The sequence below is a fragment of the Pedobacter steynii genome, assembly GCF_900103665.1.
Taxonomy (GTDB): domain Bacteria; phylum Bacteroidota; class Bacteroidia; order Sphingobacteriales; family Sphingobacteriaceae; genus Pedobacter; species Pedobacter steynii.
This window is the reverse complement of sequence record NZ_FNGY01000005.1, coordinates 59,354-75,242: the sequence shown is the minus strand read 5'-3', so window position 1 is coordinate 75,242 and position 15,889 is coordinate 59,354. Positions and strand designations below refer to the sequence as shown.

The 15,889-nt window shown below is 41.9% G+C and carries 17 protein-coding genes; 12 read left to right on the top strand and 5 right to left on the bottom strand.

What is annotated here, in order from left to right; translation table 11 throughout:
* Positions 1–45 precede the first annotated feature (45 nt).
* The gene (locus tag BLQ87_RS14755; protein WP_074608104.1) at positions 46–621 is read left to right on the top strand and encodes a phosphatase PAP2 family protein; all 576 of its coding nucleotides are present in this window, start codon (positions 46–48) and stop codon (positions 619–621) included.
* Positions 622–740: 119 nt separating this feature from the next.
* Positions 741–2,006 carry an RICIN domain-containing protein gene (locus BLQ87_RS14750; RefSeq protein ID WP_074608101.1) on the top strand — a complete coding sequence of 422 codons (1,266 nt, stop codon included), beginning with the start codon at positions 741–743 and terminating at the stop codon, positions 2,004–2,006.
* Positions 2,007–2,098: 92 nt separating this feature from the next.
* On the opposite strand, the gene BLQ87_RS14745 is transcribed toward BLQ87_RS14750, so the two are convergent.
* The gene (locus BLQ87_RS14745) at positions 2,099–2,815 is read right to left on the bottom strand and encodes a 3-ketoacyl-ACP reductase (protein WP_074608099.1); all 717 of its coding nucleotides are present in this window, start codon (positions 2,813–2,815) and stop codon (positions 2,099–2,101) included.
* A 130-nt stretch (positions 2,816–2,945) separates the two neighbouring features.
* A complete protein-coding gene (typA, locus tag BLQ87_RS14740) occupies positions 2,946–4,748 on the bottom strand; it encodes a translational GTPase TypA (protein ID WP_074608097.1) in 1,803 nt (600 codons plus the stop codon).
* Between the two features lie 219 nt (positions 4,749–4,967).
* On the opposite strand from typA, the gene BLQ87_RS14735 reads away from it, so the two are divergent.
* Positions 4,968–5,639, top strand: a complete 672-nt coding sequence (locus BLQ87_RS14735) for an NAD(P)H-binding protein (RefSeq protein WP_074608095.1) — start codon at positions 4,968–4,970, stop codon at positions 5,637–5,639.
* Here the strand turns inward: BLQ87_RS14735 and BLQ87_RS14730 are convergent.
* Positions 5,630–6,451: an alpha/beta hydrolase gene (locus BLQ87_RS14730; protein ID WP_074608092.1), complete on the bottom strand. Its 822-nt coding sequence runs from the start codon at positions 6,449–6,451 to the stop codon at positions 5,630–5,632. The two genes, BLQ87_RS14735 and BLQ87_RS14730, sit on opposite strands and share 10 nt — an antisense overlap.
* A gap of 175 nt (positions 6,452–6,626) precedes the next feature.
* On the opposite strand from BLQ87_RS14730, the gene BLQ87_RS14725 reads away from it, so the two are divergent.
* The 9 genes from BLQ87_RS14725 (at position 6,627) to BLQ87_RS14690 (ending at position 14,099) form a co-directional block, all read left to right on the top strand.
* Positions 6,627–7,331, top strand: a complete 705-nt coding sequence (locus BLQ87_RS14725) for an esterase family protein (protein WP_074608934.1) — start codon at positions 6,627–6,629, stop codon at positions 7,329–7,331.
* Between the two features lie 196 nt (positions 7,332–7,527).
* A complete protein-coding gene (locus tag BLQ87_RS14720; RefSeq protein ID WP_074608931.1) occupies positions 7,528–8,592 on the top strand; it encodes an ATP-grasp domain-containing protein in 1,065 nt (354 codons plus the stop codon).
* A 24-nt stretch (positions 8,593–8,616) separates the two neighbouring features.
* Complete coding sequence (locus BLQ87_RS14715) at positions 8,617–9,720, top strand: carboxylate-amine ligase (RefSeq protein ID WP_074608089.1); 1,104 nt, start codon at positions 8,617–8,619, stop codon at positions 9,718–9,720.
* Positions 9,721–9,723: 3 nt separating this feature from the next.
* Entirely contained in the window at positions 9,724–10,557 is an 834-nt protein-coding gene (locus BLQ87_RS14710; RefSeq protein WP_074608086.1) for a type 1 glutamine amidotransferase, read from the top strand.
* Positions 10,558–10,559: 2 nt separating this feature from the next.
* Positions 10,560–11,747 (top strand): hypothetical protein, encoded by a 1,188-nt coding sequence (locus BLQ87_RS14705; protein WP_074608084.1) that lies wholly within the window; start codon positions 10,560–10,562, stop codon positions 11,745–11,747.
* A 50-nt stretch (positions 11,748–11,797) separates the two neighbouring features.
* On the top strand, positions 11,798–11,956 hold the full coding sequence (locus BLQ87_RS34050) for a FeoB-associated Cys-rich membrane protein (protein WP_143010454.1): 159 nt from the start codon (positions 11,798–11,800) through the stop codon (positions 11,954–11,956).
* Between the two features lie 18 nt (positions 11,957–11,974).
* Positions 11,975–12,562, top strand: a complete 588-nt coding sequence (locus BLQ87_RS14700) for a Crp/Fnr family transcriptional regulator (protein WP_074608082.1) — start codon at positions 11,975–11,977, stop codon at positions 12,560–12,562.
* A gap of 87 nt (positions 12,563–12,649) precedes the next feature.
* Complete coding sequence (locus tag BLQ87_RS14695; RefSeq protein WP_074608080.1) at positions 12,650–13,180, top strand: YceI family protein; 531 nt, start codon at positions 12,650–12,652, stop codon at positions 13,178–13,180.
* A gap of 43 nt (positions 13,181–13,223) precedes the next feature.
* Positions 13,224–14,099, top strand: a complete 876-nt coding sequence (locus BLQ87_RS14690) for a pirin family protein (protein WP_074608078.1) — start codon at positions 13,224–13,226, stop codon at positions 14,097–14,099.
* Between the two features lie 49 nt (positions 14,100–14,148).
* Here the strand turns inward: BLQ87_RS14690 and ispF are convergent, their stop codons facing one another.
* On the bottom strand, positions 14,149–14,628 hold the full coding sequence (gene ispF, locus BLQ87_RS14685; protein WP_074608076.1) for a 2-C-methyl-D-erythritol 2,4-cyclodiphosphate synthase: 480 nt from the start codon (positions 14,626–14,628) through the stop codon (positions 14,149–14,151).
* Positions 14,629–14,664: 36 nt separating this feature from the next.
* Positions 14,665–15,840 carry a type IX secretion system outer membrane channel protein PorV gene (gene porV, locus BLQ87_RS14680; protein WP_074608074.1) on the bottom strand — a complete coding sequence of 392 codons (1,176 nt, stop codon included), beginning with the start codon at positions 15,838–15,840 and terminating at the stop codon, positions 14,665–14,667.
* Positions 15,841–15,889 lie beyond the last annotated feature (49 nt).

The window sequence follows — 15,889 nt, the reverse complement described above, 5'->3', positions numbered from 1 at the left end:
GCTGTTGTTTTTAACAGCTGTTTTTCCAAGACTGAAGGATTTCTGATGCTCAATCTTTATCATCCATTATGGCTGGATCGCTTTTTCATGTTGGTTACAAATTTTGGTGACGGCCTTTTTAGCCTGATGGTGATCATCGTTCTTCTTTTATGGAGAAAGAGAAAAAAAGCAGTCATATTGCTCGTTGCTTTCCTAAGCTCGGGCCTGATTGCTCAAATTATGAAAAGAACCTTCCAGATGCCCCGGCCGAGTGCTTTTTTTGAACAGACGGGATTTGATTACCCCTATTTTGTAAATGACATAAACCTACATGGTTCAAATTCTTTTCCTTCCGGACATACGACTTCAGCTTTCGCCCTGGCCACCGTAATGGTACTCGTTTTTAAGAAAAAGAGGATTTCTCTATACTGCCTGTGCTTCGCGGTACTCACGGGGTATTCCCGCATCTACCTCGCCCAACATTTTTTACAAGACGTTATTGTTGGTGCATTGATCGGAACCTGTTGCGCTTTACTGAGTTACCAATGGATTTATAAGTCAAAGGTTTTTAAAGAAAACCGGCTTCCTTCGTATCGGTACAGAGCGGCTTCAGCGTTTCAACACTTGTCATCCCAGGACTAGGTTTCTAAAAATATACTTTTAATACAAAACAGTATCGGAAACTTACAAAAGTCCAGCTCCGCCTATTTAAGTATTCGGGATTAGGTATCATTACGGATATCAACTTAAAAACTATCCCTATGAACCAAAGTCACCTTAAAAAATTGATTGCTATTGTCTTCATCAGCAGTAGCATTATTGCCTGTAAAAAATCTAATGATTCAGAACAAAACGGCGCTATTCCAGGCCTTTCAAAAGAGCTGAAAGCAGAAGCCTATCAACCCAAAACCACCGGAGCTTCGGTAAAAGCCTATTATCATGGAGAACTCGTAGACCTGCTGGAAATCGAGAATGGGAAATACCTGTTTGCCAATGACATCGTGTTAAATCCCGAAGACGTATCTCTTGCCGGAAAACCATCAAATGAAGGTGCAGTAGACGGGAAATTATGGACCAACAGAAAAGTATACTATAAGTTTGCCACAGGAATCTCTGACACGCTTAAAGCCCGTTGGATCAGGGCTACCGCCTTCTGGACGGTCGCTGGTCTTGATTTTGAATTTATCGTTGCTGATGCCAATACCGCAGATTACATAGAGCTGAACGAGAATAGTGATGGTTCTGCTTTTAGCAATTCCATTGGAAGAAAAGGAGGTGCTCAGATCATTTCCGTGGATACGGATTCTTTCCCTGTAGGCTCGATTGCCCATGAAATCGGTCATGCGCTGGGTCTACATCATGAACAGCGCCGCCCTGACCGCGATTTGTTTATCAATGTGAACACTACGAATTCTCAATACGTTCCGGCACCAACAGCCTTTGGCATTGGTCCTTTCGACTATACTTCTATCATGATTTATCCATCCGGAGGAGTAATGACCAGAAAAGATGGAACGGGATGGAACATGCAACGCACACAGCTTTCTGCAGGAGATCGTTTGAGTACCAATTACAAGTACAATCAGGGCACGCATATCCAGGGGGGAATTTATGAAATAGAACCTCAGCATGCTGCAGGAAAAAACCTTCAGGTTGCTGCGAACAATAGCAGTGTAGCGATTAAAACAGATGATGACGGGCTTAATCAACGCTGGCAGATCAGTCATGTCAGAGATGGTTTTTATAAGCTTGTTCCTCAGAATAACACCGGAAAATCGCTTGACGTAGAAGGAGGTTCCACTGCTGCCGGGGCAAATGTGATTGTATATACTTCGGGTTCAGGAAGCAATCAATTGTGGCAGATTGTACCGTCGTATACCGATGGTTATTTCAGACTCATTCCGGCAAGTGCAAGAAAGATTGGTGTAGATGTGCAGGATACTTCTGCAGCTGATGATGCGGCTGTAAAAATGGGTGCCCTAAGTCTTTCTCAGGCGCAGCTATGGAAGTTTAAGAAAATAAACTAGAACAATACATATGATCCCCTGAGACCTTTAAGGATTCAGGGGATTTTTATAGGATTCACCCAATTTCAGGACGAACAGATTTTAGTTTTGAATTAAGGGTTTGTAGACCACAATGCCCCTTCTTTCAGGAATACCCGGCGGTTAAGCTTGAGTTGTGCAACTACAAGTTCTGCAAAATCTTCTGGTTGCATCACGCGGTCAGGATTTCCATCTGTTAATTTAAGGTCTTTTGCCATATCGGTAGAGACCGTACTTGGTACTAAAGTACTCACACGAATATTGTGTTTACGGGCTTCCTGCATTAAAGATTCCGACATTCCGATCAGTCCGAATTTAGAAGCACTATAGGCACTCGTTACCGCAGCCCCATTTTTACCGGCAGTAGAAGAAACATTGATGATATCTCCCGTTTTTCTTTCTATCATTTCCGGAAGTACTGCACGGGTTACGTAATATGGGCCAAATAGGTTGACTTTCACAATCTCTTCCCATTTTGCAGGCTCCAGTTCCATAAATGATCCGAAAGCAGCGATTCCTGCATTGTTAATAAGGATATCTACTGCACCTAATGAAGATTTCAGCCCTGTAATGGCAGTATTGACAGCATTAATATCGGTTACATCTGCGGTAGCAATTGCTGTTTTAACACCGTATTGTGCCAGTTCTTCCGCCACTTTTTCTAAGTCAGATGCTGTTCTTGCTACTAAACCTATGTTTACACCTTCCTGTGCCAAAGCAATCGCAATGGCGCGTCCGATCCCTTTTCCGGCACCGGTGATGATGGCATTTTTACCCTTCAATGATTCCATATTATCTTGTATTAAGCGGCAAAATTAAGAAAAAACAGGGCTGGGAAAGAGGGTTTGAGGAATATTACTTCTAAATAGAAAAAGCCCGCAGGTGTTGACCTGCGGGCTCGTATTTTCTGATCCGAAAGGACTAGAAGTTTTTACCTTTTATTTTACGTTCACCTTCAGTTAAGTAGATTTTACGTAAACGCATGCTCAATGGAGTGATCTCGATGTACTCATCAGCCTGGATATATTCCATAGCTTCTTCCAGAGAGAACTTAATTGCCGGAGCAATACGGTTGCTATCATCAGTACCAGATGCACGCATGTTGGTTAAAGCTTTACCTTTAACGATGTTTACTACTAAGTCATTGTCACGGATGTGCTCACCCATAATCTGACCTTCATAAACCTCAACACCCGGATCTACGAAGAAACGACCACGATCCTGTAGTTTATCAATTGAATAAGCAGTTGTACTTCCTTTTTCCATAGAAACCAATACTCCGTTCAACCTTCCAGGGATTACACCTTTCCAAGGCTCATAAGCTTTGAAACGGTGTGCCATAATCGCTTCACCACCTGTAGCGGTTAATACGTTATTTCTTAATCCGATGATACCACGTGCAGGAATGTCAAACTCTAAGTGTTGTAAATCTCCTTTAGGTTCCATGATCAACAATTCACCTTTACGTTGTGTTACCAGCTCGATTACTTTACCAGCAACTTCACCCGGTACATCTACGATCAAAGTTTCAATAGGCTCACATTTTTTACCGTCAATTTCTTTAACGATTACCTGTGGCTGTCCTACCTGAATCTCATAACCTTCGCGACGCATGGTCTCGATCAATACTGATAAATGGAGAATACCCCTTCCATATACTAAGTAAGCATCAGGAGATGGAGTTTCAACCACTTTAAGGGCTAAGTTTTTCTCCATTTCTTTGTAAAGACGTTCTTTGATACGTTGAGACGTTACAAATTTACCTTCTTTACCGAAGAATGGGGAGTTATTGATGGTGAACAACATGTTCATTGTAGGCTCATCAATTTTGATTACCGGCAATTGTTCCGGAGCATCAAAATCAGCAATAGTATCACCGATATCAAAACCTTCGATACCTACAACAGCGCAGATATCACCAGATTTCACTTCAGTAGCACGGATCTTTCCTAAACCTTCGAAAGTATATAATTCTTTAACTCTTGTTTTTACAATCTTACCATCACGTTTGATCAAAGTAACCGGTTGGTTTTCTTTAATCACACCACGGTGAACACGTCCAACTGCGATACGACCTACGAAAGATGAATAATCTAAAGAGGTGATCTGCATTTGTAAAGTACCATCGTTTGTAGGTGCAGGAGGGATATTAGCAACAACTGCGTCTAAAAGCGCGAAAATGTCTGTAGTAGGCACTTTCCAGTCTGTACTCATCCAACCTTGTTTTGATGAACCATAAATCACAGGGAAATCCAATTGATCTTCTGTAGCTTCAAGGTTAAAGAACAATTCGAAAATCTGTTCGTAAACCTCTTCAGGGCGACAGTTTTCTTTATCAACTTTATTTACGACTACGATTGGTTTTAAACCCAGAGCCAAAGCTTTTTGTGTAACGAAACGAGTTTGAGGCATCGCACCTTCAAATGCATCACACAATAACAATACTCCATCAGCCATTTTCAATACACGTTCTACTTCACCACCAAAATCGGCGTGACCAGGGGTATCAATAATGTTGATTTTTACATCTTTATACTGAACAGATACGTTTTTTGAAACGATGGTAATTCCCCGTTCACGCTCCAAATCATTATTGTCAAGTATTAAATCTCCCGTTTGTTCGTTATCACGGAAGATGGAACAAGAGTGTAAGATCTTATCAACCAGTGTAGTTTTACCGTGGTCAACGTGGGCTATGATAGCTATATTTCTTATTTTTTGCATAAAATGCGTGTAATTTTTGCGCAAAGATACGTTTTATTATCGACATATCAATCAATTAGTTAAGAGCAAATATTGAAAAATAAGTGTCTTTTATAATGTGATCGTAATGACCATTTTATTCAAAACAGGTATTGGCGTTCCCCCAGCTAATGCGTACTTTGTTGACAGTTAAAATCGGCATAAAAAGCGGATTGATCAACGCCTCAACAATTATAAAAGATGGAAAAGAAAGCAGTTTTATTCGGTGCGAGTGGATTAATAGGAGAAAGCTTGCTGGAACAGCTCCTGAGCAACAGCAATTATAAAGAGGTCCTTATCGTGGGCCGGAAGAAGCTGGAACGACAGCATCCCAAACTAAAACAGCTGATTGTAGATTTTGATAAGTTGAATGATTATGCACCGCAGATTCAGGGAGATGTGGTTTTCTGCTGCCTCGGCACTACAAAAAATAAAACCCCGGATCAGGTACAATATAAAAAGATAGACTACCAGTATCCACTGGATGCAGCAGCCATTGCCAAAAACAACGGGGCAGAACAATACCATCTGGTATCTGCTTTGGGGGCAAATCCTTCTTCGAGCATCTTTTATACGAAAACAAAAGGAGAAGTAGAAAGAGACCTGAAAGCCATTCCTTTTAAAAGCGTTCATATCTATCAGCCTTCCCTGCTCGTTGGGGAAAGAAAAGAAAGCCGTAACATGGAGGGCCTGATGACCGTTGTGATGCAGATCTTAAACCCATTTCTGATTTCCGGTTTGCGGAAATACAGGAGCATCAAAATTGAGAAGGTCGCATCGGCGATGCTGAAGAAGTCTCTGGAAGATGCTTCCGGAACATTTGTTTATCCTTCGGATAAAATCGAAGAAATCAGCAGCAAATCCTATAAATAGGTTTTTCTACCGAATGCCCAGGTTAAGAATGCCGGCATTGCTTTGGACCAGGTCGGAACATCGTGCGTCCCTCCCACCATTTCATAATAAGCGATGTCTTCGGGACGTTGATACCCTTTTTCCAGCAAGCCCTTGATGACATCAATGGTATCATCAATAGAATCTATAATGTAATTGCGGTTCCTGTCGGCAGTTTCGTCTGCTGTGCCTGTCATCAGCCAGAATTTAAGCTCAGGCCTGCCATTTGTTTGTTTAATCATTTGATGAAGAATCCGGTCGTCATCTGTATAACCGTCTTTAAGGTCTTTTTTTCTCCACCAGAAAGCTCCCGAAAATACGCCTACGGCATCGAAATAATTTTCGTTGTTCCAGGCAATATCAAAAGCAGTCAATCCTCCAAGAGAACATCCCGCGAAAGCCCTTTTCCCATTGATCGGCATTTCTACTTCTCCCTGAATAAAAGGAAGCAGTTCATTGATGACAAAATCGGTATAGGCCGGGGCTAAGCTACCTCTTCCGGCGAAATCAGGAACACCGGCAACCCCATATTCCTGAACGCGGTCTTTGGAGGCTTTAACAGCAACGACCACCAGGGGTTCTATTTTATGCGTCCGGTACAATGCGTTTAACGTATTTTCCAAATCCAGACCTTCGGCGTCCTGTCCATCGTTTAAAATAAGCAGATTCAGTGTTTCGTTTCCCAGCAGGTTATCGGGAGTAAAGATTTCCAGCTCTACCTCTCTTTTTAAACTGTTAGACTTTATCACGTTTTTAGTTCTGATCACTTCCGGAAGTAACATGGTGGTATACATAATGCGGCAATTTCCCCTTTCTCACAAATAGTCTGCAAAGGTACTATTATTGACAAAATATCTTCATAAGTGTCAATATTTTTCAGCTAATGTGCAGATTTATAGAAAGAAATGCGAATTTTCCTTTGGGTTTAAAAATAGTTTTTTATACCTTAAAGCAGCTAATTTTCGCAACATGGTTGAAGAGTATAAAAAATGGTATAGCCATAATCTAAACGCGGATTTTGAGCTGCTGACCTTCGGACAAAGTGGTTATCCGATCCTGCTCTTTCCCACCAGTATGGGGCGGTATTTTGAGAACAAAGATTTTAAGTTAATTGAATCTGTACAACACTTTATTGAGGAAGGAAAAATCAAGATCTACTGTGTAGACAGTATCGATAAGCTAAGCTGGTACAACAAGGATATCCATCCGGCAGACCGGGTAAAGAACCACATCTGGTATGATAAATTGTTACTGGAGGAGGTTTCTTCCATGGCAAGGCAGGAGACCGGACACGACAAGATTATCACCGCCGGATGCAGTTTTGGGGGCTATCATGCGGCGAACTTCGCTTTCAGACATCCCTGGCTGGTGAGCCATATGATCAGCATGAGCGGTGCATTTGATATCCGCGGACAGCTGGACGGCTTCTACAACGACGACGTTTATTTCAATAATCCGGTAGATTACCTGCCACATGACCAGAACCGGGAACTCTGGAATATGAAAATTATTCTGGGAACATCCGACAGAGATATGTGCAAAGGAGACAATGAAAAGCTATCCGGCATCTTAAATGACAAGGGCATCGGGCATTGGCTGGATATCCGCCAAAATGCAGATCATGACTGGCCCACCTGGCGACAAATGTTTCCGGAGTACCTGTCTCAATTGTAAATTCATAAAGGGCATATTTATCAGAACATTAACGCCTTTTTGTTGTTTCATCATTAACAAAACCAAGAGAATCAAAGGGGATTCGAAAAACAAACCAAAACATCAGCAAAAACCAGGAAGCTTGTCGGCCGAAAACCAACAAAGGGGACCGGATAACGTAAAAATCAGGAAGACCTATAAAAACTATACTAATTATATGAAAAAAATCGGAATCTTATTTGGGCAGGAAAGATCATTTCCGGAGGCCTTTGTAAAACGGGTAAACGAAATCGCAGGACCAGACATCAGGGCAGAATTTGTGAGTATTGACAAGATATTTCAGGCCGAACCACTAGGATATGCGGTAATTTTAGACCGCATTTCTCAGGGTGTCCCCTTTTACCGTGCGGCATTAAAAAATGCAGCAATGACAGGAACGGCAGTGATCAACAATCCGTTTTGGTGGAGTGCAGATGAGAAATTCTTCAACAATGCGCTGGCCATAAAACTAGGGGTTCCGGTTCCTAAAACCGCATTGATCCCCTCTTATGATCAACCGGACGACACCACAGAAAAATCATTCAGCAACCTGGCCTTCCCAATGGACTGGGATGGAATATTTAAATATACAGGGTTCCCAGCTTATATGAAGCCCTTTGATGGCGGCGGATGGAAAGAAGTGTATAAGCTGCATGACAAGGAGGATTTCTTTGACAAGCACAGTCAGACCAAACAAACGGTGATGATGCTTCAGGAAGAAATCGTTTTTGACGAATATTTCAGGTGTTATTGCATTGGTGGTAAGTATGTGAAAATCATGCAATATGAACCGAGAAACCCAGCTCACTTACGTTATGTAGTGGAGAAAGGGCCTTCGAGCGAGAAGTTATTGCAAACGATCCATGATTATGTGATCCTGTTAAATCAATATCTGGGTTATGATTTCAATACGGTAGAATTTGCTGTTCGTGATGGTATCCCTTATGCAATTGATTTTTGCAATCCTGCACCTGATGCAGAAGTAACCAGTGTGGGCCAGGAGAATTTCGACTGGGTAGTGGAAACATCGGCAAAATATGCCATAGAACGTGCAAAGGAACATGTGGAGGGGCAAGACAACCTGACCTGGGGCAAATACATCAGAACCTCGGTAAATGATGTTCCACTGATTGGAAAAGCAAAACCGGCAGCAAAGGCTAAAGAAACGGCAAAAACGGCTGCAGCACCAAAGGCAACGGCGAAAAAAGCTCCGGCAAAGAAAGCAAGTACAACGAAAAAATAACAAGGCATCAATTCAACAGCTAATATGATGAACGATTTTACGCTTGGTGTAGAGGAAGAGTACATGGTGGTCGATCCCGTAACACGCGAACTGACTTCACACGATCAAAAGATTGTGGAGGCAGCACAAAAAATACATAAGGATCAGGTGAAGGCAGAAATGCATCAGGCCGTGGTAGAGGTAGGTACGGGAATCTGTAAGAATACAGAACAGGCCCGTGCAGAGATTTCTCAATTGAGATATACGGTATCTCAACTGGCAGGAGAACAAGGATTACGTATTGGCGCTGCCGGTACGCATCCATTTTCACATTGGGAAAAGCAGCTGATTACAGAGCACCCACGTTATAGCGAGATCGTAAACGAGCTTCAGGAAGCGGCAAGGTCCAACCTGATTTTTGGTCTCCATGTGCATGTCGGCTTTCAGTCGAGGGAGCTGGCCATTCATATTGCCAATCAGGTCCGGTATTTTCTACCCCATGTCTTTGCTTTGTCTACGAATTCTCCATTTTGGGAGAGCAGAAACACGGGATACAAATCCTTCCGGACAAAAATATTCGATAAATTCCCAAGAACAGGGATTCCTGACATATTTAACAGCATCGAAGACTATGACAACTATGTGAAGTTACTGATCAAAACCAACAGTATCGACAACGCGAAAAAGATCTGGTGGGACATCAGGGTGCATCCATTTTTTGAAACTATCGAGTTTAGAATTTGTGATTGCCCGATGCTGATCGATGAAACGATGGCCTTTGTTGCCCTGTTTCAGGCTTTATGTGCAAAGCTATACAAACTGCGTTTGCAAAACATGAAGTTCATCAGTTATTCCAGAGCCTTGATCAATGAGAACAAATGGCGTGCTGCAAGGTATGGCATCGATGGAAACCTGATTGATTTTGGAAAAGAAATGGAGGTAAACTGTAGAAATCTTGTTCTGGAACTATTGGACTTCGTAGATGATGTGGTGGACGAACTGGGTTGCAGGGATGACATCAATTATGTACACAAAATTCTGGAAAATGGCACGGGCGCAGACAGGCAATTGGCTGTTTACGAACAAAATGGTAACTTTGAGGCGGTGGTAGATTATATCACCTCACAAACGTTAATTGGTGCGAGATAGAATATGACAAGGGATAGAAATAAGATTAGGGTTGCCGTAATTGATATGAACAATGGGGTAACCAACCAGGGGATGCGTGGGATACAGGAAGTCTTGTTGCGTTATCAGAAAGAAATGTCAGTTGAATTATCTTATGATGTATTTGACCTGAGACAAAAAGGAGAAATTCCAGGCATTGGTTACGATATCTATATTTCAAGCGGAGGTCCGGGAAGTCCTTTTGATGGAGAAGGAGAAAAATGGGAAAATGATTTTTTCTCATTGCTGGATGATATTGATGCGTTTAATACCACAAATGAACATCAAAAGAAACATGCCTTTTTAATTTGCCATTCCTTCCAGATGGCTTGCCGGAAATTTGGCGTAGGAAAAGTCATCAGAAGACGTTCTACCGCCTTTGGCATCTTTCCTATTTACCTGACAGAAGAAGGTGAAGACGAGATGGTATTTAACGGCCTTCCCAATCCTTTTTATACCGTAGACAGCAGAGATTGGCAAGTCATCAATCCCGAAGATGTCTTTTTCTCGAATACAGAAGCACGGGTGCTTGCACTGGAAAAAGAACGACCACATGTGGATCTGGAACGCTGTGTGATGGCAATCAGGTTTACTAAAGAAATTATTGGAACTCAGTTTCATCCGGAAGCAGATCCGGTAGGAATGAAACAATACCTCTTGCAGGAAGACAAGAAAAAAGCAATTATTGAAAACCATGGAGAGGAAAAATACCTGGATATGTTGGACAGTGTAGACGATCCGAACAGGATTACCCTCACCAGAAGCGTGATTTTACCCAACTTTTTAAATGAGGCATTAAATGCCTTACAGGAAGCATAACTATGATTGGCAGCTACAGAGCATCATTTAATGAGCATTTTTCGGAGGAGAAGTATCGTGAGTTTTTGGAAAAACTTGAAAACGGGTTTACTAAAATCCCCTTTCGCGTTGCGGAAACACCCATATTTCTTCCTGCTTCATTAAAAGAAAAACTGATTGCTGCCGGTGCTGAAATTGTAGCGCTGATTCGACAACCCGACTTTAAGGAACTCACTGAAAAGTCGATTCCGGAGAACTGGAAGGTTCCTGCAGAAAATGCCCAGCCTCACTTTTTAACGTTCGACTTTGGCATTTGTAAAGATGAGCATGGCGAGTTAACGCCCAAGTTGATAGAAATGCAGGGCTTTCCCTCACTTTATGGATTTCAGGCACTGTTAGGGGAAACTTATAAAGCGATATATTCCCTTCCGGAACAGCTCACTCCTTATTTTAATGGGATAGATGAAGCCGGATATATTGCCCTACTCAAGGAAGTTGTTCTAGGAGATCATGAAGCCCATGAGGTTGCATTGATGGACATCGATGCCCCCAACCAAAAGACCGCAATCGATTTTCTCGTGACCGCTCAATACCTGGGTATCAAAATTCTCAGCCTTAGCGACATTAAAAAAGAGGGTAAGAGTCTGTACTACGAGCAGAACGGGGAACGCATCAAGTTGAAAAGAATTTATAACCGCCTGATATTTGATGAGATTGGCGACAATACCGATCTGTTCAAAGACAGTTTTGACCCCCGGGACGAGCTGGATATCGAATGGATCACCCACCCGAACTGGTTCTACAGGATCAGTAAATACACCATGCCTTTTCTGAAAAGCGAGTTTGCCCCGGAAACATTTTTCCTGAATCAACTGAGCAGTATTCCCTCAGATCTGGAAAACTATGTGTTGAAGCCTTTATTTTCATTTGCGGGAATGGGCGTGATTATTGATGTAAAAAAAGAAGATATTGAAGCGGTTGCAGATCCTGAAAACTGGATTTTGCAAAGAAAAGTAAATTACGAACCAGTAGTTCAGGCGCCCGACGGAGGGGTAAAGGTAGAAATCAGGCTGATGTATTTATGGCCGGAAGGAAAGGAACCTGTACTTTGCATCAATCTGGCACGTCTGAGCAGAGGCAAGATGATTGGTGTACGCTACAATAAAGATTTCGATTGGGTGGGCGGAACGGTTGGCCTTATGGAAAAGTAAATTTACATTCAACAGACCGGCTAAATGCAGTCTTTAATTAGTTTTGTAATATGGACATTCAAACCATTTTAGTTGTTATTCTTTTTATGGCCGCGATATTCTATATCGGCCGTATGATATATAGATCGTTATCTCCCAAAACCGGGGGCTGCGCTTCTAATTGCAAGTGCGGTGTAGATTTTTCCAATATCGAACCCAACAAGAAATAGATTTCATCTATATCCCCTATGATTGAACAGTTCAAACTCTATTTACAAAAGAAGGTAGCCATAACAGACGAGCAGTTCGATCTGATCGCCGGTAAGCTCAAGGTCAAGAATTTTGATAAGAATGAAATGATCCTGATGAAAGGTGAGGTCTCTACCCATGGTTATTTTGTATTGGATGGATTGTTACGCAGTTATTCTATCGATGCAAAGGGCAAAACACACATTATACAATTTGCACCGGAACAATGGTGGATGTCGGACCGCAATGGAATGTTCCATGAAGCCTCAGAGTTTTTTATTGATGCCATAGAGCCGACACAAGCGATCGTTATGCCAAAAGCGTTTATTGATGAAGCGGCAAAACATGTACCCTGCATGTATGATTTCAACAACACTATGCTGCATAACTCGATCCGCTTTATGCAGAAAAGGATCAATATGCTGTTGAGTGCCCCTGCCGAAGAAAGATACCTGAACTTTATTCAACTCTATCCCAACCTGACATTAAGGGTTCCGCAATGGATGATTGCCTCCTATCTTGGCATCACTCCAGAGTCCCTGAGCAGGGTCCGTAAAGACCTGGCACATAAGCATTTTAAAATATAATTCTTTCTTATCATACATCAATGTGTAGCTGATGTGCTTGCCGTAATTTTGTGTTGTTAATCAAGAAAACAACTTAAAAAAAATATTATGGCAACTACACAATGGGCATTAGACCCAACTCATAGTGAACTACAATTTAAAGTAAAACATTTAATGATCACTACTGTAACCGGTAGCTTAAAAACATTAAATGCGTCATTAACTTCTGAAGCAGATGATTTTCACAATGCTCAGGTTTCCTTTGATGCAGAAACAGGTTCAATTGATACTGGTAATAAAGACAGAGATAACCATTTAAAAAGCGGTGATTTCTTTGACGCAGAAAAATTCCCTAAAATCACGTTTGACTCTACCTCATTGAGCAAAGACGGTGATGATTATACTTTACATGGAAACCTGATCGTTAAAGGGACCAGCAAACCGGTAAAATTGAATGTAGAATTTGGCGGTATTGCTACCGATCCATGGGGAAATACCAAGGCTGGATTTACTTTGAATGGTAAAATCAACAGAACAGACTTCGGATTAACCTGGAACGCAGCTTTAGAAACAGGTGGTGTAATGGTGAGTGAGGAAGTAAAAATATTAGGTGAATTACAATTTGTAAAACAAGCTTAATAAAAACTCATGCATCCAGGTCATAGTAAAAAACAAAGACGAAATGGAAGCAAATATTAAACAGGTGTCGGCTGTTTTAAACCCGCCGGCACCTCATATGGTCGGAGACGGCTTTAGGGTTCATAACTTTTTCCCAAAAGGATATAAGCTTAAAATGAGCCCTTTTTTCCTGTTGGACTATAATTCTAAGATACAATTTTCTGCACGTAATGAACCGAGAGGTGTTGGTGTACACCCACACCGGGGTTTTGAAACGGTTACCATCGCCTACCATGGCGCAGTTGCGCATCAGGATAGCGCCGGAAACAGTGGAATTATTAAACCCGGGGATGTGCAATGGATGACTGCAGCAAGTGGAATTCTGCATAAAGAACGCCACGAAGAGGCGTTCAGCAAAAAAGGCGGCCCCTTCCAAATGGTTCAGTTGTGGGTAAACTTACCGGCAAAAGATAAAATGAGCAAGCCGAAGTATCAGGCACTCTGTCATGGCAGCATTGCCCGTCATCAGCTGGAAAACGAGGCAGGGGTAATTGAAGTCATTGCGGGGGAATATATGGGTACAAAAGGCTCTGCAAGTACCTTTACACCGATAGAAGTATACAATCTACGTCTGAATAAAAATGGGAAGGCATCTTTTAGTTTTCCTTCGGATTATAATACCGCGTTTGTCGTGATTGAAGGCGAAATAAAGGTTAATGATGCGGTGCTGGCAAAGACAGATCAACTGGTTCATTTTAAAAATGAAGGAGAAGAAATTCAGGTTGAAGCAATACAAGACAGTGTTATTCTTGTTTTAAGCGGGGCACCCATACACGAACCGATCGCACAATACGGTCCGTTCTTAATGAACAAACCAGAAGAAATTCAACAGGCGATTGCAGATTATAACCAGGGTAAATTTGGTTATTTAGAGGAATAATTTAGAAAAAGCCGGAGATGATCTCTGGCTTTTTTATGTTGAGAATTATTTAAACCTTCTGAATCAGGCAAACCGCATAAGCGACTACTCCTTCTTCTCTTCCAATAAAGCCCATTTGCTCATTCGTGGTCGCTTTTATAGAGATATCTTCAATATCAATACCAATGGCTGCTGCAATGTGCTGCTGCATGGCCGGGATGTGAGGATTAATCTTTGGTGCTTCCAGACAGAGCATGGCATCAATATTACCAATTTCAAAACCCTTCTCTTTAACCAGTTTTACGCTTTCCTGTAGTAGGATAATGCTACTGATCCCTTTCCAGCGTGGATCAGTATTTTTAAAGTGATAGCCTATATCCCTCAAATTAGCTGCACCAAGAAGTGCATCGCAAATGGCATGTAACAAGACGTCCGCATCCGAATGTCCATAAGCACCTTTATGGTGTTCTAAATCTACCCCACCCACCACAAAAGGATGATTCTCCTTCAGCTGATGTACATCAAAGCCAAACCCTACCTTAATCTTCATTTCTATATATTTTCGTTTATTAGTATTCCCAATCCATTATTTGGCTTCGCCAAAATTGAACAATAAAGAGAACCTCAGCGTATTTGCCAAAGGGCTTTTTTGTGGACTGGCCAGCAAATATGCAAAGTCTATGTTGAATACATTGTATTTAAGACCCGCACCTAAAGTAAAATAGCGTCTGTCGCCCTTTTTCGGACTTTCATAAAAATAGCCTGCACGAAGGGCAAATTGCTGATTGTACCAATATTCCATTCCTGCAGCAATATTGATTTCCTGCATTTCTTCTTTAAAACCACCCGGGGCATCCGCAAAAGAACCGAAAATACCTGAAGGAACAGATCGATCAGGATCCTGGCCGGCAATTATTTTTCCATCGGAGTTGTAAACTGGCTGGGTTGGTACCAGTAATTTATTAAAATCAAGCGCGAAGGTGAACTGATTAAAATCATCAATAATAAAAGTGGAGGCTCCTCCTATTTTTAGGTTTGTAGGAAGAAAAGAACCTTTATCTCCATCTACGTAGCTCATTTTCGTGCCAATATTTGAGATGTTCATTCCGGCGGAAAGGATTGCGTCCTTGCCTAGAAAACGGGTTGGCTTTTTAAAATATGCAGAGACATCAACGGCCACAGCGTTCCCTGCTTTAGTTTGCTGACCGGCAGAGAACTGTCCTGAAAAAAGATTGGAACGGATATATCTTGCGGCTGTTCCTAATGAAAATGATTCTCCCATTTTCCTGGAAAAAGAAACATCAAAGGCCAGTTCATTTGGATTGTAAACACCCAGGTCCTGCTGATTGATATCCGTTAGCTGAATCTCTCCAAGACTAAAATACCTTAAAGAAGCCCCAATTGTATTTCTGTTATCCAGTTTATAATAACCGCTAAGATAAGTCAGGTTCACGTCCGGGATGAGGCTTTTTAGCCATGGACTGTAGGAAACGGAAAAGCCGTAAGTACGCTCTAAAAAGGCCAGTTTAGCAGGATTAATACTCATGGCATTCGCATCCGGCTGAACGGCTACCCCTGCCTCGCCCATACCACCAGACCTCGCATCGGGACTAATCAGCAGGAAAGGCACCGCGGTAAAAATATTACTGGAACGGCTTCCATTAGTCTGGGTTCCCGGCTGGACGCTTTGTGCATACAAATCAGCGTAAACTGTTAATAAAGAAAATAAACTCAAAACAGTTTTTACCAGTCTTCTACTCATTTGCCAAATAATTACACCACTATTATATGCAAGTTAACATAGTGTTTAA